At 75.0% G+C, this 17,525-nt stretch carries 17 protein-coding genes; 8 read left to right on the plus strand and 9 right to left on the minus strand.

Going from position 1 to position 17,525, the window contains the following annotated elements:
* Positions 1-204: 204 nt before the first annotated feature.
* Positions 205-1,368, plus strand: a complete 1,164-nt coding sequence (locus ACLE50_RS00170; protein WP_410941260.1) for a class I SAM-dependent methyltransferase — start codon at positions 205-207, stop codon at positions 1,366-1,368.
* Positions 1,369-1,381: 13 nt separating this feature from the next.
* On the opposite strand, the gene ACLE50_RS00175 is transcribed toward ACLE50_RS00170, so the two are convergent.
* Positions 1,382-2,956 carry an SDR family oxidoreductase gene (locus ACLE50_RS00175; protein ID WP_410941261.1) on the minus strand — a complete coding sequence of 525 codons (1,575 nt, stop codon included), beginning with the start codon at positions 2,954-2,956 and terminating at the stop codon, positions 1,382-1,384.
* 575 nt (positions 2,957-3,531) lie between these two features.
* Between ACLE50_RS00175 and ACLE50_RS00180 the strand changes: the two genes are divergently transcribed.
* On the plus strand, positions 3,532-3,846 hold the full coding sequence (locus ACLE50_RS00180) for a hypothetical protein (RefSeq protein ID WP_410941262.1): 315 nt from the start codon (positions 3,532-3,534) through the stop codon (positions 3,844-3,846).
* Between the two features lie 377 nt (positions 3,847-4,223).
* Positions 4,224-5,534 carry a D-arabinono-1,4-lactone oxidase gene (locus tag ACLE50_RS00185; RefSeq protein ID WP_410941263.1) on the plus strand — a complete coding sequence of 437 codons (1,311 nt, stop codon included), beginning with the start codon at positions 4,224-4,226 and terminating at the stop codon, positions 5,532-5,534.
* 45 nt (positions 5,535-5,579) lie between these two features.
* Here the strand turns inward: ACLE50_RS00185 and ACLE50_RS00190 are convergent, their stop codons facing one another.
* Both ACLE50_RS00190 and ACLE50_RS00195 read right to left on the minus strand, forming a co-directional pair.
* Positions 5,580-6,920, minus strand: a complete 1,341-nt coding sequence (locus ACLE50_RS00190; protein ID WP_410941264.1) for an amidohydrolase family protein — start codon at positions 6,918-6,920, stop codon at positions 5,580-5,582.
* Positions 6,917-7,570 carry an NYN domain-containing protein gene (locus tag ACLE50_RS00195; protein WP_410941265.1) on the minus strand — a complete coding sequence of 218 codons (654 nt, stop codon included), beginning with the start codon at positions 7,568-7,570 and terminating at the stop codon, positions 6,917-6,919. The genes ACLE50_RS00190 and ACLE50_RS00195 overlap by 4 nt, the downstream gene beginning before the upstream one ends.
* Before the next feature lie 110 nt (positions 7,571-7,680).
* On the opposite strand from ACLE50_RS00195, the gene paaI reads away from it, so the two are divergent.
* Positions 7,681-8,076: a hydroxyphenylacetyl-CoA thioesterase PaaI gene (gene paaI, locus ACLE50_RS00200; RefSeq protein WP_410942221.1), complete on the plus strand. Its 396-nt coding sequence runs from the start codon at positions 7,681-7,683 to the stop codon at positions 8,074-8,076.
* A 9-nt stretch (positions 8,077-8,085) separates the two neighbouring features.
* Here the strand turns inward: paaI and ACLE50_RS00205 are convergent, their stop codons facing one another.
* The 4 genes from ACLE50_RS00205 to ACLE50_RS00220 all read right to left on the minus strand — a co-directional run bounded on the left by ACLE50_RS00205 (position 8,086) and on the right by ACLE50_RS00220 (position 12,492).
* Positions 8,086-9,321, minus strand: coding sequence for a nitric oxide synthase oxygenase (locus tag ACLE50_RS00205; protein WP_410942222.1), 1,236 nt, complete (start codon positions 9,319-9,321; stop codon positions 8,086-8,088).
* Between the two features lie 352 nt (positions 9,322-9,673).
* The gene (gene trmB, locus ACLE50_RS00210) at positions 9,674-10,417 is read right to left on the minus strand and encodes a tRNA (guanosine(46)-N7)-methyltransferase TrmB (protein ID WP_410941266.1); all 744 of its coding nucleotides are present in this window, start codon (positions 10,415-10,417) and stop codon (positions 9,674-9,676) included.
* Positions 10,410-11,426: a glycosyltransferase family 2 protein gene (locus ACLE50_RS00215; protein ID WP_410941267.1), complete on the minus strand. Its 1,017-nt coding sequence runs from the start codon at positions 11,424-11,426 to the stop codon at positions 10,410-10,412. The genes trmB and ACLE50_RS00215 overlap by 8 nt, the downstream gene beginning before the upstream one ends.
* Positions 11,427-11,532: 106 nt before the next feature.
* Positions 11,533-12,492, minus strand: coding sequence for a glycosyltransferase family 2 protein (locus ACLE50_RS00220; RefSeq protein ID WP_410941268.1), 960 nt, complete (start codon positions 12,490-12,492; stop codon positions 11,533-11,535).
* Between the two features lie 583 nt (positions 12,493-13,075).
* On the opposite strand from ACLE50_RS00220, the gene ACLE50_RS00225 reads away from it, so the two are divergent.
* Positions 13,076-13,501 carry a hypothetical protein gene (locus tag ACLE50_RS00225; protein ID WP_410941269.1) on the plus strand — a complete coding sequence of 142 codons (426 nt, stop codon included), beginning with the start codon at positions 13,076-13,078 and terminating at the stop codon, positions 13,499-13,501.
* 1 nt (position 13,502) lies between these two features.
* On the plus strand, positions 13,503-13,901 hold the full coding sequence (locus ACLE50_RS00230; protein ID WP_410941270.1) for a hypothetical protein: 399 nt from the start codon (positions 13,503-13,505) through the stop codon (positions 13,899-13,901).
* Positions 13,902-13,908: 7 nt separating this feature from the next.
* Here the strand turns inward: ACLE50_RS00230 and ACLE50_RS00235 are convergent, their stop codons facing one another.
* Positions 13,909-14,376 carry a hypothetical protein gene (locus ACLE50_RS00235; protein WP_410941271.1) on the minus strand — a complete coding sequence of 156 codons (468 nt, stop codon included), beginning with the start codon at positions 14,374-14,376 and terminating at the stop codon, positions 13,909-13,911.
* A gap of 78 nt (positions 14,377-14,454) precedes the next feature.
* Complete coding sequence (locus tag ACLE50_RS00240) at positions 14,455-15,063, minus strand: TetR/AcrR family transcriptional regulator (RefSeq protein WP_410941272.1); 609 nt, start codon at positions 15,061-15,063, stop codon at positions 14,455-14,457.
* A gap of 139 nt (positions 15,064-15,202) precedes the next feature.
* Here ACLE50_RS00240 and ACLE50_RS00245 point away from each other — a divergent pair, with 139 nt between their 5' ends.
* Complete coding sequence (locus tag ACLE50_RS00245) at positions 15,203-16,783, plus strand: MFS transporter (protein WP_410941273.1); 1,581 nt, start codon at positions 15,203-15,205, stop codon at positions 16,781-16,783.
* Between the two features lie 219 nt (positions 16,784-17,002).
* On the plus strand, positions 17,003-17,329 hold the full coding sequence (locus ACLE50_RS00250) for a hypothetical protein (RefSeq protein WP_410941274.1): 327 nt from the start codon (positions 17,003-17,005) through the stop codon (positions 17,327-17,329).
* The last annotated feature ends 196 nt before the right edge of the window (positions 17,330-17,525 follow it).

Raw genomic sequence — 17,525 nt, forward strand, 5'->3', positions numbered from 1 at the left:
GCACGCGGTGCGTGCGACCCGTCGCCCGTCTCAACGAGCCGGTCGGACGGCGGTGACGCACAGCAAGATCACCATAGGCCGAACGGGTGTTGATCGTGACGGGGTGAAACCCCGCGCGGTCCCGGCCGTCTCTACGATCGGAAGGGAAGACGGTGACCGGGGAGTGCCCGCGTCGCCGGACGACGACCGGAACGGAGTGGCCCGATGGCCGAGGAGCCGCTGCGCGACACCGAGATGCGGTGCCGCAGCTGTGCGTCCACCGACGGCGTGACCGTCCTCGACCTGGGTGAGCAGGCACCGTGGGACCGGATGCCGCTGCAGGGCACCCCGCTGCCGGACGCCACCTTCCCGCTCCGGATGTGGCTCTGCGCGGCCTGCGGCCTCGCCCAGCTCGAGGTCGACGCCGACGTCGAGGAGGAGCTCGTCGCCGTCGAGCTGCGGGCGATGGCCGAGCAGAACGACAGCTCGGTCGCACGGCTCGCCGCGGACGGCATCGTCCGCCCGGGCGGAAGCCTCGTCGAGTACGGCAGCCCGCACGGCGACACCTGGCTGGCCCGCGTCGCGGCCCGCGGGATGGAGGCGCTCCCGGCCGAGGGCGTCGCGCCGGGGACCGCCGACGTCGTCGCGGACCTCTACGGCCTGCTGCACGCCCCCGACCAGGAGAGCGCGCTGCGCGACCGGGCCGCGATGCTCGCCCCCGGCGGCACGCTGGCGCTGCAGCTGCTGCCGCTGGAGACCCTGCTGCGTGAGAGCCAGTGGTACGACCTGCGGCACGGCCACTACGCCTACTGGTCGATCCCCGCGCTGGAGACGGCGCTGCGCCGCTACGGCCTGGGCGTGCACCGCGTGCACTGGTTCCCGCTCTCGGGCGGGACGGTGCTGGTCGTCGCGAACGCCGACCCGGAGCCCGACGAGCAGGCGCTGGCCTGGATCCGCGACGACGCCGGTCTCGGCGTCACCGACCCGGCGTCGCTGCACCGGCTGCAGGTCGCGGCCGACGACATCGCCCGTCTCGGCAACTGGCTGGTCGCCGAGCGCGCCGCAGGCCGGACCGTCGCCGCCTACGGAGCCGCGTCCCGCTCGGTGCCGCTGGTCTGCCACGCGCAGCTGAGCGCGGAGCTGCTCACCGCCGTCGGTGACGCGTCGCCGGCCAAGCAGGGACACCGGATGCCGGGCACCGACATCCCGATCGTCACGCCCGACGAGCTGGTGGCGCTGGAACCGGACCGGGTCGTGCTGTTCCTGGAGTCCCTGGCCGACGAGGTCCGCGACCAGCTGCCGCAGATCGAGGAGTCCGGCGGGCGCTGGGTGATCCCGGTCGCGGGCACCGAGCCGGTGCGCGAGCTGCCGGTACGCGTCGGGGCCTGAGCCCGGCCCGCGGTCAGGCCGCGTCGCGGGCGGCCTGCCTGCCCGTCTTCCCGGACGACGGCGCGGTCCCGGCCTCCCGCTCGGCGGTCCGGGTGATGTTGCGGACCATCCCGCCGAACACGATCCCGTGGAACGGCGCCACAGCCCACCAGTAGAGGTAGCCGGGCAGCCCGTGCGGGATGAACACGGCGCGCTGGTGGTACAGCGAGCCGGTGCCCTCGGGCCGCACTCCCATCTCCAGCCAGGCCCGGCCGGGCACCTTCATCTCCGCGCGCAGCCGCAGCAGCCCGGTCTCGCCGTCGGCGGCGGTGGGCTCGTCGATCCGCTCCACCCGCCACCAGTCCAGCGCGTCGCCGGTGTGCAGGTCGTCGGGGTCGCGGCGGCCGCGGGACAGCCCCACCCCGCCGACGAGCCGGTCCATCCAGCCGCGCACCGACCAGGCCAGCGGGAACGAGTACCAGCCGTGCTCGCCGCCGATCCCCTTCACCACCACCCACAGGTCCTCCGGTGGCGCGGTGCAGGCCTGCTCGCGCTCGTCGAGATAGACGCTGCCGCCTGCCCACTCGGGGTCACTGGGCAGCGGGTCGGAGGGCACGTCCTCGACGTCGGCCCCGGACCAGCGGGTCTCCACCGCGCCCTCGGTGACCCGGGCCAGCGCCAGCTCGACGGCGTGGTCGTAGCCGATGAGCCCGCCGGGCGGGTCGGGGACGTAGGTCTTGATGTCGTCCTCGGTGCACACCACCTCGTGCACCAGCGACTCGATCAGCGGGGTCGCGATCGATCCCGGCACCGGGGTGACGACGTTGATCCAGTGTGCGGACAGCGACGGGGACAGCACCGGCACCGGCAGCACCCGGCGCCGCTTCAGCCCGGCCACCGCGGCGTAGCGCTGCATCATCTCCAGGTAGGTGAGCACCTCCGGGCCGCCGATGTCGAAGGTCCGGTTGACCTCCGGCGGCAGCTCCGCGGCCCGGATCAGGTAGCGCAGCACGTCGCGCACGGCGATCGGCTGGATCTTGTTGTGCACCCAGCGCGGGGTCACCATGACCGGGAGTCGCTCGGTGAGGTGGCGCAGCATCTCGAAGCTCGCCGAGCCGGAACCGAGGATCACCGCGGCCTGCAGCACGGCCGTCGGGACGCCCGAGCGGAGCAGCGTCTCGCCGACCTCGGCGCGGGACGCGAGGTGCGCGGACAGGTCGGCCGGGTCGTCGTCGGGGTGCAGGCCGCCGAGGTAGATGATCCGCTTCACCCCGGCCTCGCGGGCGGCCTCGGCCATGATCAGTGCCGCGCGCCGGTCGGTGGCGGCGAACCCGGCCTCGGACAGTGAGTGGACCAGGAAGTAGACGACGTCGACGTCGGCGCAGGCCGCGCGCACGCTGTCCGGGTCGAGCAGGTCGCCCTGGACGATCTCGGCGTCGGCGGCCCACGGAACGTCGCGGAGCTTGTCCGGGTTCCGGACGAGGCAGCGGACCTCGACCGGGCCGCCGTCGGGGTCGGGGACGAGGTCGGGTTCGGGGCCGCGACCCAGCAGCCGGGGCGCGAGGCGCCCGCCGATGTAGCCGGTCGCTCCGGTGACGAGGTAGCGCACGGCCGCGATCGTGCCACCGGACGGCGCGTCCCGCCGGGTTCGTGCACCCCGCCGGGTCCGTGCACCGGCCCTGCGTACCCGGTGCGTACCGGCCGCGCGACGCCTGGCCCGGTCGGCGCAGCGGGCCGCGCGGGTGGAGCAGTCAGCGGGGCATGCGGTGACGGAGCGTCGAACTACACCCGTGTAGTCGACACCGTGTCCGGTCTCTGCGGCCGGACGGGTGCTGCGGTGGTGACCCGGCGCCACGACCCCCCTTCCGACCAGCCGATCCACGGCGGTAGTCGTGTGCGACCTCACGACGCCCGGGAGTTCTCGTCGGGACGACCGTTACCCACTGCTCCACCCGGGGCGCGAACGGGCACGAACAGTGGCCGTTCCCGCGCCTGTCCAGCACGACACGCCACCCCGCAGGGTGAATCGTGCGCGAACGCTGTAGTGGTTGCCGCGAGCCCGTTTCCCACCTCCGAGACACCCCGTTGACCAGAACGAGTGGGCCGAACAGAGCAGTCCCGGGTACGCGGACGGGGTAGCTCGGCACCCACGACCGGAGATCAGGGCAGCAGGAGGTAGCGCGGGTGTACGAGTTCGACAACGGCCTCGAGGCATCGGTCCGGCGGCGGCGCGAGCAGGGCTCCGCGGGCGACGGCTGGCCGTTCCCCGGCCGGCACGCGTCGCAGGACGAGATCCGCGACGAGACCCCGATCTTCCACGCGCTGACCATCGGCGGCTGGCGCGCGCGCCAGGCCACCGCGGGCGTGGGCTCCTCGGGCGCCGGCGTGCGGCGCGTGCACCGCGGCACCACCCGTCCGGTCGCGCCCCGGGGGGTGCCGGCCGTGCGCCGTCCGGCCGAGGGGGACGGCGGCGGCCGGCACCGGCTGAACGCGGCCTGAGCGGTACGCGGCGCCCGTCCCGGAGCCGGACGGGAGACGATCACCCGCGGCGACCTCGGGGTCCCGCGGGACGGGGACGGCCGGGCTCGGGGGAGCCGGGGCCGTCGGCACGCAGGGCGAGGGCCGGATGCCGGGCGGAGGGAGCCGCTCGGACCCGGCCCTCGCACGCGTGTGCCCGGCACTCCTGTGTGCGGTACCGGAACGGGCCGCACCGTCCGGAACCGTGGGGAGCGCGGTTCCGCGGCGGCGGGCGGGCGCCGGACGTCATCGGCCGGTACCCGAGTGGCGCAACATGATCGCCACGGAGTGTGACGGTAGTGGCAGTGCGGCCGCGTCACAAGAGGGTGCACGGCCCCGTGCGGGTCTACGCTCCACCGATGAGCACGGACGCCGTGGCGGGGCCGCGCCGGACCGACCGCCCACTCGACGAGGCGGGCGTGGTGACCGCGGTGCGCAGGGCCGCCGAACGCGGGGCCACGGTGCGTCCGACCGGCGCAACCGGCCGGATCCCGGGGCCGCTGGCCCGCACCGACGACGTCGCTCTGGACGCCTCCGCGCTGACCGGGGTCGTCCGGATCGGGCCGGCCCCCGCGAACGCGCCCGCTGACCGTGGGCCCGGCCCCGACACGCCCGGGTACACCCCCGGCGACGACACCACCGTCCGTGTCCGGGCCGGGGAGTCCCTCGCCGGGCTGTGTGCGGCGCTCGCCGCGTCCGGCCGGGCACTCGCGACCGTCCCGGACGCCCCGCGCGCGACGGTCGGCGGCGCCGTCCAGCTCGGCATGTACGGCGGGGCGCCGGCCGAGGGGTCGCTGTCCGCGCAGGTCCGTGCGGTGCGCCTGGTCGACGGCACCGGCCGGGTCCGCGAGGTGACCGGCCCCGATCTCGACGCCGCCCGCTGCGGGCTGGGAGCGCTCGGCGTCCTGACCGAGCTGGAGCTGCGTACCGTGGCGCTGCGCCGGCTGCGGGTGCACGAGCGGACCGCGGCGACCGAGGAGCTGCTCGCCGAGGGCTTCCCGGGCGCGCACGCGTGGACCGAGCTCGACGTCGCGGTGCACAGCGGGCAGGCGCTCGTGCGCACCGCGGACCCGGTGGACGACGACCCGGCCGCAGGCGACACCCCCGACCCGGCCGGTGCCCGCACCTGGGGCCGGGCGGTGTCCCGGCTGGCCGCGTCCTGGGCGGAGTGGGCCGAGTGGTCCGGCCGCCCCGGCTGGCCGCCACCGCCGCGCTGGGCGCCGGGCACCGAGGGCCCGCCCCACGAGGTGCTGCCCGACCCGCAGCCGTGGGACCCGGACCTCGCGGAGTGGGCGGTCCCGCTCGACGCGCTCGGCCCGGTGCTGCGCGAGCTCGGTGCCGCCGTCGCCGCCCGCGGTCGCGAGCTGCGCCCTGTGCGGGTGCGTACCGGCGCCGCGGAGACCGGGTTGCTGCACCCCGCGTCCGGCCGCGCCACCGCCTACCTGCGGATACGCACCCGCGGTACGTCCCAGGAGCCGGTCCGGCGCCTCGCCGGCGCGGTCTGCGAGGACGCCGGCGGGCGGCCCTGCTGGACCACCCGCACCAACTGGGGTCCCGACGAGATGGCCGTCGCCTACCCGGGCTGGGACGCCTTCCGCGCGGTGCGCGACCGCTACGACCCGGACCGCATCTTCACCGACCCCTACCTGGCGGACCGGCTCGGCTCCTGACCCCGGTCCGGATCCGCCCGTGGTCCGGGGTCCGGGAGGGGCGCGCTACGAGGCGGCGAGCGCGCCGCGCAGCCGTGCCGACACCGCACGGACCGCGGCGATCGCCTCGCCGCGGTCGGCACGCGTCGTCTCCCCGGCCTCGACGACCTGCTCGCCGCCGACCCACACGTCACGGACCAGCCGTGACCCGCCGGCCCAGACCAGGTTCGACACCAGCTGCGCGTCGTCGGACGGCGCGACGAACGCGGCGTCGTGCGTGTCGACGTGCACGACGTCGGCCCGCCGTCCCGCCTCGAGCGCACCCAGGTCGTCGCGCCCGATGGCGGCCGCGGCGTCGGCGGTGGCCAGCATCAGCGCGTCGGCCGCGGTGAGCGCGGCGGCGTCGTCGGCACCGACCCGGGCCATCAGCCCGGCCAGGCGCGCCTGGTTCCACAGGTCCATGTCGTCGCACGACGCCGGCCCGTCGGTGCCCAGCCCGACCGGCACCCCGGCGCGACGCAGGTCCAGCAGCCGCGCGGTCCCGGCGGCGAGCTTGGCGTTGGAGCCCGGGCAGTGCGCGACCGCGACCCCGTGCCGGGAGTAGACGTCGATGTCGTTGTCGGACAGGTGGACCGAGTGTGCGGCGAGGAACCGGCCACCAAGTGCGCCGTCGCCGTCGAGCATCGCGGGGACCGAGCCGTGCTCGGCGCGCAGCTGCTCGTCCTCGCCGAGGGACTCGGCGACGTGGGTGTGCAGCAGCGCGCCGCGCTCGCGGGCGTGCGCGGCCACCGAGGCGACCGCCCCCTCGGGCAGCGTGTACGCCGAGTGCGGGCCGTAGCCGTACTCGATCCGGCCGTCGGCGTCCGGGATCAGGCCGCCTGCGTCGATCCGGGCGGAGACGTCGTCGCGCATCTGCTCCCAGGTGCCGAGCCGGTCCCAGCCGGGGGCGGCGATGATCCCCGGGGTGAGCACGGCGCGGGAACCGGCGGCGCGCACGGCGTCGGCCAGGGCGTCGGTGAAGAAGTACATCTCGACGCTGGTCGTGCAGCCGGTGCGCAGCAGGTCCAGCGCTCCGGCGAGCATTCCGGCGTGGACGTCGTCGGCGGTGAGCAGCGCCTCGGCCGGCCACATCACCCCGGTCAGCCACGGCATCAGCGGCAGGTCGCCGCCCATGCCGCGCAGCACCGTCATCGGTGTGTGGCAGTGCGTGTTGACCAGGCCGGGCATCAACAGCCCCGGCAGCGGCCGCACGACGGCGTCGGTCGCCGGCGCCGACGCGGCCGGCCCGAAGAAGGCGATCCGGCCGGTGTCGTCGACGTCGAGCACGGCGTCGCGCACGACCGGGAAACCCGGCGTGCAGGGCAGCGCGACCGGTGCGGTGAGGCGTTGCACCGTCGCGGCGGTCAACGGCGGTCCAGCAGCGAGCGCAGCGACCGGAACGGCGGCAGCCAGGCGCCCTCGTCGGGCAGCGTGTCGAGGGAGACGCGCGGCAGCGGCTCACGGAACACGCCGTCCATGTCCTCGAGGTCGAGGAAGGAGATGACCTCCGAGGCCAGCGCGAACCCGGCGTACTCGCGGAAGCCGATGACGGTGACGTCGGTGCCGGCCTCGACCAGCTCCTCCAGCGGCTCCTTGAACGCCCGCCCGTCCCCGGAGGCGACGACGACGTGGCGCAGCCTTCCCTCGGACGCCCGCAGGTCGACGTGGGCGAGCATGTCGTCGTCGACGTCGGAGTCCTCGCTGGTCTTCGGCTTGGCGAAGACGGCGAAGCCGACGTTGCGCAGTGCCTCGACCCACGGCCGGACGATCTCGATGCTGCCCGGCGCGACGTTGGTGAACACGCACGCCTCGGCCTCGGCCTCGGGGCCGGCCAGGTCGAGCAGCCAGCGGCCGATCGCGTCGAACCGCGGCCGGTACGCCGAGGTGGGCCGCGCACCCAGCAGCGAGCCGAGGCTCATGTCCATGTTCGGGGCGTCCCACACGAGCAGGACCCGCTCGAGAGGGCCGGTCGCCCCCTGTCCGGCGTGTCCGTTGCCCGCGTTCGCCCCGCTGCTCATGGGCCGCAGCCTAATGCCGGACACTGGGCGCCGTGAGCGAGAGTCCCGACCCCCGCGCGACCGACGACGAAAGCGCAGCCCAGCGGACCGCCGAGCAGTCCGCGGCGGCGATGCGTGCCACCGACCGGGCGGCGGCCGGGGCGGGAATCACGATCACCGCGGTCGGCCCCGGCCACGCGACGGCGACGATGACCGTCCGCGAGGAGCACGTGAACGGCCACGACGTCTGCCACGGCGGTTACCTGTTCCTGCTCGCCGATTCCGCGCAGGCCTACGCGTGCAACGCCTACGGGGTGTCCGCGCTGGCGACGGGCGCGGACATCGCGTTCCTGCGGCCGGGACGGCTGGGCGACGTGCTGACCGCCGAGGCGACCGAGCGGGCCCTGGCCGGGCGGGCCGGTCTCTACGACGTCACCGTCCGCACCGCCGACGGCACGGTGGTCGCGGAGTTCCGCGGTCGGACCCGGCAGCTGCCGGGACTGGCCCCACCGCCCACGATCACCTGAGCGGGGTGCTCAGACCGGGCCGTGCGGCTCCAGGAACGCGGGACGCAGGGCGGGGTCCGGCTCGTCGTAGTAGCGGTGGAAGACCGGGGTCTGCCCGCCGGACATCGGCGGGACGATCCAGCTCCAGTCCGCCGGGCAGCTGCGTCCGGCGGCCTCCTCACGGGCCAGGTGGGTGAGGAAGCGCTCGGACTCGGTGAAGTGGTCGGCCATCGTGACGCCGGCGGCGTCGAAGGAGAACACCACGGCGCGGGTCAGCTCGACCAGCGCGCGGTCCCGCCACATCGTGCGCACCGAGCGGGTGTCCAGGCCGAGCCGGCGCGCGATCTCGGGCAGCAGGTCGTAGCGGTCGGGGTCGGCGAGGTTGCGGGCGCCGATCTCGGTGTCGAGGTACCAGCCGTTGAACGGCGCCGCCGGGTAGACGATCCCGCCGATCTCCAGCGGCATGTTGCTGATCGCCGGGACGGCGTGCCAGCGCAGCCCCATCCGGGCGAACCACTGGTGCTCCGGGTGCTGGATCGGGACCTCCTGCACGGCGTCCGGCGGGACGTCGAACAGGCGGGGACGGCCGTCCGCGCCGGTGATCATCAGCGGGAGGATGTCGAACCGGCCGCGCGGCTCCGGCCGCGGCCACCCCATGCCCGCGACGCGGTCGGTGAACCCGGCCTGACCGGGGTCACCGGTGACCGAGCCGTCCGGGTTGCGGTGCCCGGCGTAGCGGATCAGCTGGTCGTTGCGGATCCGCGGGCCCGGGCGGCCGGGCCGGTCCGGGGCGAACACCGTCATCGTCGAGCGGATGCGGCCGTCGCGGGTCGCGGCGCGCAGGTGCCCGACGCTCTCCTGCGCGACGTCCGCCGGGTCGTGCAGGTGGCGCAGGTCGCGGACCTGCAGCGACTTCCAGTACAGCCGGCCGATGCAGCGTGCGGAGTTGCGCCAGGCGACGCGGGCGCCGAACGCCAGCTCGTCGGCGGTGTGGGTGTAGGTGCCGGTCCGGTCGATCTCGTCGAGGACCTGGCGGCGGCGCTCGTCGAGCGCCGCGGACGGGCCGATCTCGGTGTGGAACTGCCGGAGGAACTCCTCGGCGGCGGCCGGGTCGGTCGGCTGCGGGGCACGCTCGTCCGGAGCGGGGGGCGGCGGATGCCCGCCGGAGCGGCCGTGGCCGGTGACGGGGCAGCCTGCGGGCCGGCCGGTCCCGGGGGCCGGGGCGGCGGGCGAGGCCGTGGGCGACGGCGTGGGCGCCGACGGCAGGGCGGTGGTGGTGCCGGCCGGGGCGGGCGGTCCGGCCGTGCCGTCCGGGGCCGGAGCACCCGAGGGGGTGATCGGGACGACGTGCAGCACCCGGGTCCCCTCGGCCGGCTCACCCGGCTCGGGCTGTGCCGCGATCCGCGTCGTCGCCGGGGCCTGCTCCGCAGCGGGTGCGTCCTCCGGGGACCCGGTGCGGCGCGGCGTCGGGCTCGGTCGGAAACCCGGCGACCGCGGATGCTGCGGCTGCGGCGGGTTCGCGGCGTGCTCGACCGTCGTCACGGGGTTCCTTCGGGATCACTCGTCTGAGGTTGCTGGTCGGGGAGCACCTCGACCGTAGTCGGTCACTCTCCGTGTGTCACCGGGCCTGCGGACGGGGGGTCGCGATGTGGACCAGATCCCTGATCGGCCGCCCCTCCTCCTCCGCCCGTTCCTCGAACTTCGTCATCGGGCGCCAGCCGGGCCGTGGCTGCCATCCGTCCGGGCCCACCGGCAGCTCCGGGTCGGGTACCAGCGCGGGCTCGGCGTCGACGACGCGACGCATCTGCTCGGCGTAGTGCTCCCAGTCCGTCGCCAGGTGCAGCCGTCCGCCCGGGGCCAGCCGCGACGCGGCCAGCCGGACGAAGCCGGGCTGTACCAGCCGCCGCTTGTGGTGCCGCCGTTTGGGCCAGGGGTCCGGGAAGTAGATCCGGATGCCGTCCAGTGTGCCCGGGGCGACCGCGTGCTCCAGGAGCTCGACGGCGTCGCCGCGCAGCAGCCGCTGGTTGGTCAGCCCGCCTGCCTCGATCCGCATGAGCAGCTGTGCCAGCCCCGGCTCGTACACCTCGACGGCGACGTGGTCGACGCCCGGCTCGGCCTCGGCCAGGAGCGCGGTCGTCTCCCCCATCCCGGAGCCGATCTCCAGCACCAGCGGGGCGTCCCGGTCGAACCCGGGGTTCCAGGGGGCGCCGGCCGCGACTGCGTCGACGATGTCGGTCACCTCGCCGCCCCACACCGGCCACAGCCGGTCCCAGGCGGAGCGCTGCCCGTCCGAGAGCCGGACGCGCTGGTGGACGAACGAGCGGATCCGGGTGTCGTGCGGGCGTTCCAGCTGCTCAGACACCGGGCGCGGACTGCTCGGGGGCCGAAGCGGCGGCGGGCAGCCGCACGTGCGCGGTGGCGCCGGGCAGCCGCCCGCGCAGGTACCCGGCGGCGGTGACGCCGAAGCAGGCGACGATCGCGGCGGCCGACTTCGGGTCGCGCTCACGGACCTCGCGGACGACGCCGCGGGGCAGCACCTTCATCGTGTAGCTGCTCTCCGCCGACAGCGAGTCCCCGGTTCCGACGACCCTGGAGACCGCGGCCTTGGACAGGCCCTCGGCCCAGCCGCGGCGCAGCAGGTAGCGCCAGGAGACGCGGTCGTCGGACACCCGGTGGTCGACGGCGGCGGCCGGCTCGAACAGGATCCGCGGGTTCCGGCCGTCGGCGGTGTAGGCCTGCCGGGCGCGGATGCAGAGCTCGGTCTCCTCGCAGCCCAGCGGGTTCTTCCCGATCCGGCCCATGTCCTCGGCGAACCCGCCGACGCGGTCGAACACCGTGCGGCGCAGGGACATGTTGCAGCCCATGAGGTTGCGCATCTCGGCACGCTCGAGGGGCTGGCCGGTGTAGGTGCAGCCGACGACCCAGTCCAGCTCGCCGGTGGCGTCCGGGTCGGCCGGGGCGGCGCCGGGCAACGTCTCCGGGCGCCCGCCGGGCCAGCGCGGGTGCGCGATCCCGCCGACGCCGATGACGTCCGGGTCGGCGTAGGGGGTGAGCAGGGCGCGCAACCAGCCGGGGCGGGCGGCGGCGTCGTCGTCGAGGAAGACGACGACATCGCCGGTGGCCAGCTCGACCGCGGTGTTGCGGGCACCGGAGAGGCCCTGGGTGTGCTCGTTGGCCACGACGACCACGCCGGACGGCCCGAACTCGCGTTCGGCCCGCTCACGCAGCCGCTCGTTGTGGTCGACGACCACGATCGTCTCGAGCGGGACGACGTCCTGGGCGGCGACCGACTCGACGGCCGCCTTGATGTCGTACCAGCGCTTCTCGGTGTAGACGCAGACCACCACGGTGGCGGTCGGCAGGGCGCTCACGGTTGCTGACTCCTCGGTTCGGCGCACACCCCGGCCACGACGGCCACGAGGGGACGCCCCGTGGTGGCCGCGGCCGGAGGGTGGTGGAACAGCCTCGACGGGAGGGTCAGCGGGCGTAGCCCGAGGACTTCCGGCGCTGTTCCATGCGGCGGTGCTCGGCCATCAGGGTACGCAGCACCCGGGTGCCGTCGGCGAAGGTCCGCAGGTTGGTGTCGCCGAACATGCGCTCGCGCTCGACCGACGGCACCTCCTTGATGGTGAGGTCCGCTGCGGCGACGCGGCAGTTCAGCACGGTCTCGATCTCGAAGCCGTCGCCCCAGATCATCGAGCCGTCCTCGGGCTGCGGCGCGGCCGGGTCCGGGAGCTCGAGCTGCGGGAGCAGGTCGGCCCAGAAGGCGTTGTAGCCGTAGCAGAGGTCGGTGTAGTGCGTGCCGAACAGCCGGTTCGCGACGGTGTTCAGGCCGGCGTTGCCGCTCTTGCGCAGCAGCGTGATGTCGTCGCTGCCACCGCCCTTGCGGAACCGGCTGCCCTTGGCGAAGTCCGCCCCGTTGACCAGCGCCTCGACGAAGGCGGGGATCTCGTTCGGGTCGGCCGAGCCATCGGCGTCGAACATGACGATGACGTCACCGGTCGCGGCACTGAAACCGCAGGCCATGGCGTTGCCCTTGCCCTTGCGGGTCTGGGTGATGACCCGGGCCCAGGGCAGCGTCCGACGCGCGGTGGCGACGGTGTTGTCGGTGGAGTTGCCGTCCACGACGATGACCTCGTGCACCGCGGGGCGCACGGCGGCGATCGCCGGCAGGACGATCTCGAGGTTCCGCGCCTCGTTGCGGGTCGGCACGATCACCGAGACGGCCGGGTTCGGGCTGCGTCGGGGTGCCGGACGCGGGCGCGGGCGCCGGAAGCCCTCGGGGCCCTCCGGACGCGGCGCGCGGGCGCCGTTGCTACGGGCAGGGCTCGCCGGGAAGGGCGTCTGTCCCACGCCGGAGCCGGTCTGGTTCCCCGAGGGCGCAGGTGCGCTCGACGCGGGGTCGACGGCCGGGCGGGCGGGCGTTACGGCGCTCACTCTTCCTCCATAAAGGTCCGCTCTACTCGTTCAACGACGGTTTCTCGGTGCGGTTGCGGTTCTTGCGTCCCGGGTGTGCGACGCGGACCCGTCGTGTTGACGCACAGGGGTGTCCCGGGGTTGCTCCGGACGGTCTTTCGTCCGGACTGCGGCCATCGGTTCCCGGTCGCACGCGGTGGTGCCGGTCACCGGGAGTCCCGATGCCGTGGGTGGAAACCGGTGGTTCTACGCATCCGCCCGGGTGCGGTGGCGGCGCACGCTTGTCGCCGTGTCCACAACCCGCACCCGGTCGAGCCGTGACGGCTCCGTCGCCGGCGCACTGGCCCTGACCAGGGCGAACTGTATCGACATCCTCGCCGACGTGCTTGCGCTGCAGGCGGATTCGGCTGTGCGGCGCCCGCGACGGGCCGCCGATCCGCAGTGGTGGGCTGCAGCGTTCGACGCTCCTGCCAGGGCGTTCGACGACGAGTGGGCCCGCGGCGCAGGACCACCCCTCCGACGGGCGTGCGTTCGATCACAACCGTTGCTCTCGGTCACGAATGCGGCCCCGGTCTCACTCGTACGACGGAGTGAGCGGGCGGCGGTGACCGCGCGTGGCGACATCCATCCGGTCCTCGTCGACGCCGCTGTGGCCGTCCTTGCCCGCGACGGTGAGCGCCCCGGACGCACCCGGGCGCGGAACCGGGCAGGGGCACGGCGTCGGGTCGGACAGCTGCCCGGCTCGTCGTCGACGGGGACGGTGGCGAGCCTGGCGGTGCTGCCGGGCGGCGCGTGCTCGGCGCTGCTCGGGGCGTTCCGGCTGCCCCATCCCGGACCGGCGGCGCTGCTGGTGCTCGCCGGGGTCCTCCTGCTGGCCGGGGCCGGGGTGGCCGTCCGGGTGCGTGCGGCGCGGACGGCCCGGGCGCGCGCGCTGGCCCTGCGGGTGACGACGGCCGTCCGCGCCGCTGCCGAGCGCGAGCTCCTGCGGCGCCGCGTGGCGGTGGAACGGGCGGTGTGTCGTGCGGCGTGAGGTGAGCGCACGTGAGGCGGGACGGCAGGTGGCGCGGCGGGCGCCGGCCCCGCGGCTGCCCTGGGGCACGGCGGGCTGCGTGGCCGCGGCGGCGGCTGCGACCTGGACGGCCCGCACCACGCACGACGCCTGGTGGACCGGGGTGGCGGTGCCGCGCGCGCCGGAGCCCGAGGACCTGCTGCGCTCGGGTGCGGCGGTACCGATGCCCGCCGGTGCCGACGCGTTCACCCACGTGTCGATGCACGGCACGACCGTGTGGGCCGACCTCGACGGCGACGGCTGGGCCGACCGGGCGGACCTCGTCGGCGCGGCGCCGGACCCCGGCGCGGACGACGCCGGGCACCCCGACCTGCCGGAGTACGGCGGCCCGGGCCCGGGAGACCTGGGCCCGGCCTGGTGAGCGGTGCTCAGTCCTCGGACTGGTCCCCGGCGGTGCGCGGCTCGCCGTCCGGCCCGACGGCCCCGCCGCCGCGCCGGAACCGGCCGCCGCGACCGGAGCGCTGCTCGGCGAGCTTCTCGTCGATCGCGGCCGACACCGCGGCCTGCCGGCGACGCTCGCGGATGCGCAGCAGCACGAGCATGCAGATGCCGTAGGCGACGCCGACGAGCAGCAACGTCACACCGATCTTGAACACGATCGTCTGGACCGCGCCCGCGTTCTTCGGGATGTCGACGATCGAGATCATCGCCAGGACGCCGAGGGTCAGCAGGTGGAACAGCACGACGAGCAACCGGTTGATCGACTGCGCCGTCTCCTTGTGCTGGAAGACGTCCTCCAGGAACGGCAGTCCGGAGCGCAGCAGGATCTGGCCGACACCGACCGTGATCAACACGCCGATCACCACCAGCATCAGGTAGCTGCCGGTTCCCTCCACAGTGGGCCCTCCAACGCTCGTGAGCAGGCTTGAACCCTACCCTGTGCGACCGTTCCGGCGCGCTCTGCGCGCGCCGGTTCACTCCTCCCGGTCGCCCGCCCCCGGGGAGCGGCCCAGCAATCGGGTGAGGGTCGCGTGCAGCTCCTCGGGCGGGACTCCCCCGGTCAGCGGAGCGCCGGTGAGGGTGCGCAGGTAGAGGCCGTCACCGACGAGCTGGACCAGCCACGCGACGACCGGGTCGTCGATCTCGGCGCGCAGGGCCGCGAGCCCGTCGGCGTCGACGGCGGCCAGGGCCTCCCGCGCGGCCGCGCCGGTGGTGCTGGCGTCGGCGATCCGCAGGGTGGCGAGGTAGCTGCGGGTGAGCCCGGCCGGTGACGGGCCGCCGGGCACCGAGGTCCGCAGGTAGTAGGCCACCGGGCCGTCGGGGTCGGCGCGCATGAGCTCGGCGTCGAGGGTGCTCCGCTCGCGCAGCCGGGTCAGCAGGCCCGTGGCCAGGGCCTCCTTCGACGAGAAGTGGTAGAGCAGCCCGCCCTTGGAGACCTCGGCGGCCGCGGCGACGGCGTCCAGGGTGGCGCCGGCCGAGCCCTGGTCGATCAGCAGCGATTCGTAGGCGTCCAGCACCCGGTCGCGGGCGGAGCTCGTGTGCGGGCTCCGGCCCGTCGCGGTGCCACGTCCTCGCTCGGCCATCGCCGCAGTCTAGGGGTGGTGCCACGTCTCACAGCGGCCGCATGGAATGAACTGCACCGTCTGGACGGTATATATGTGTACCGTCCGGACGGTAAAGATCCCGTCAGGACCGCTCGTGTGAGAAGAGAGGACGTCCGTCATGCCCGCCGCCACCGGTACCCGGGGCGCACCGGCCGGTCTGCGCGCCTGGCTGGCGCTCGCCGTGCTCGCCATCCCGACGCTGCTGGTGTCGATCGACAACACCGTGCTCGGTGTCGCGCTGCCCGCGCTCGGCGCGGCCCTGCGCCCCGACGCCTCGACGCTGCTGTGGGTGGTCGACGTCTACCCGCTGGTCCTGGCCGGTCTGCTCGTCACGATGGGGACGCTCGGTGACCGGATCGGGCGCCGGAAGCTGCTGATGGTGGGTGTCGCCGGGTTCGGCGCGCTGTCGCTGGTGGCCGGCTTCGCGACGTCCGCGGCACAGCTCGTGGTGGCCAGGGCGCTGCTCGGGGTGTTCGGCGCGATGCTGATGCCCTCGACACTGGCGCTGCTGCGCAGCGTGTTCGTCGACCGTGCGCAGCGGCGGCTCGCCCTGGCGATCTGGGCGACCGGGTTCGCGGCCGGTGCCGCGCTGGGGCCGATCGTCGGCGGGCTGTTGCTGGAGCACTTCTGGTGGGGCTCGGTGTTCGTGCTGAGCGTGCCCGCGATGGCGCTGCTGCTGGTCGTCGCGCCGTTCCTGCTGCCCGAGTCGCGCGAGGCCGCGCCCGGCCGGCTCGACCTGGCAGGCGTCCTGCTCTCGCTGCTCGCGATGGGCCCGCTGGTGCTCGCGGTGAAGCTGCTCGGCGCCGGGGACTCCGGCGGCCCGGCGGCGATCTCCGGGCTCGTCGGCGTGCTGGCTGCGGCCGGGTTCGTCGCGCACACCCGGCGCCGGGTCCGGCTCGGCCGCACCCCGCTGATCGATCTCGAGCTGTTCTCCCGCCCGGTCCTGCGGCACAGCGCGCTGGCCAACGCCACGACCATGTTCGGCCTCACCGGGCTGCTGTTCTTCTCCGCGCAGTACCTGCAGCTGGTGCTGGGGTACACCCCGCTGCAGGCCGGGCTGCTCCTGCTGCCGAGCTTCCTGGTGACGATCGTGTCCGGGCTGGCCGCGTCGCGTCTCGCCCGGCGCTTCCCGCTGCACGGGCTGGTGGCGGCCGGGCTGGCGCTGGTCCTGGCCGGCTACCTGGTCTGCCTGGCGCTGCGGGCCGGTACGACGGTGACGGTGCTGGTGGTCGCCGCCGTGCTCATCGGCGCCGGGATCGGGCTGTCGGAGACCGTCACCAACGACGCGATCCTGGCCGCGGCCCCGCCGGACCGTGCCGGTGCCGCCTCGGCGGTGTCGGAGACGGCGTACGAGATCGGCGCGGTGCTGGGCACCGCGCTGGTCGGCGGCGTGCTGTCCGCGGTGTTCCGGGCCGCGATCACCCTGCCCGGCGGTGCCCCCGCCTCCGCGGGCGAGACGCTCGGCGGCGCCGTCGACGCCGCCGCGACACTCCCGGGCCCGGCCGCCGCCGGGCTGCTGGACTCGGCCCGGTCGGCGTTCACCCTCGGCACCGACGTCGCCGCCGGGACCGGTGCGCTGGTCGTCGCGGTGGTCCTGGTCGTGGCCGGACTCGGGCTGCGCCGTGCCCACCACGACGTCCTGACCGCCGGCGTGGCTCCGCTCGAGGAGGTCGCCGCCGTCACCGGACGCGAGCGGTGAACACCCCGTCGCGCCGCGTGACCGGCTGCACGCGGTGAGCGGTGCCGGTCACCCGGACCGGTTCCGGGTGACCGCCCGGCTCCCCGGACGGGTCGACTGGGCGACGCGCGGGCATCACCCGGTCGCGATCGGGTCGATCCGGGTCATCCGGCTGGTTCACTACGCCTGCACGGGGCGGCCGCCACGGCCGTCGCAGTCGAGTCGAGCGGGAGGCGAGCCGTGCCCTACGAGGTGGTCAGCGCCTACACCCTGGTCGTCGGTGGCGACACCGTCGACCGTGCCGGAGGGACCCCGGACCCGGAGGTCTCCGTGCACACCACCGCCGAGGACGCCTGGCGCGCCCTCGACGTCGCGGTCCGCGCGCGCTGCGGGATGCGGCGGCGGCCGCACCGGGTGATCGACCCGGACGCCGTCACCCGGCTCGCCGACGCCTGGCGGGCCGGCGACCCCGAGGCCCGCTACTGGCAGGTGACCGCGCACCGGCTCCCGGTGATGCTGCCCGAGCTCGCACGGGCCGTGCCGGTTCCGGCAGGCGCCGTCCGCTGAGGCGGGCTTTCGCATTTGGGGTACCGAAGAACGTTCACATCGTGCGTTGATTCGGGACGTTCCGATTCTCCGGCGGCGTTATTCGGCAGCCCGATCGCGCTTTTCCGTGCCCGCGTCACCGTTCTGTGTGCTGCCGGTCATCCGGGCCCGGTTGCGTTCGTGTGACAAGGCCGTCACCAGGGACGACGATGCGTGC

This window comes from Pseudonocardia phyllosphaerae (genome assembly GCF_046546475.1).
Classification (GTDB): Bacteria; Actinomycetota; Actinomycetes; order Mycobacteriales; family Pseudonocardiaceae; genus Pseudonocardia; species Pseudonocardia phyllosphaerae.

Coding starts and splice junctions, on each gene's coding strand:
- ACLE50_RS00170 (WP_410941260.1), top strand. CDS start 205: ATGGCCGAGGAGCCGCTGCGCGACACCGAGATGCGGTGCCGCAGCTGT.
- ACLE50_RS00185 (WP_410941263.1), top strand. CDS start 4,224: ATGAGCACGGACGCCGTGGCGGGGCCGCGCCGGACCGACCGCCCACTC.
- ACLE50_RS00195 (WP_410941265.1), bottom strand. CDS start 7,570: ATGAGCAGCGGGGCGAACGCGGGCAACGGACACGCCGGACAGGGGGCG.
- paaI (WP_410942221.1), top strand. CDS start 7,681: ATGCGTGCCACCGACCGGGCGGCGGCCGGGGCGGGAATCACGATCACC.
- ACLE50_RS00240 (WP_410941272.1), bottom strand. CDS start 15,063: ATGGCCGAGCGAGGACGTGGCACCGCGACGGGCCGGAGCCCGCACACG.
- ACLE50_RS00245 (WP_410941273.1), top strand. CDS start 15,203: ATGCCCGCCGCCACCGGTACCCGGGGCGCACCGGCCGGTCTGCGCGCC.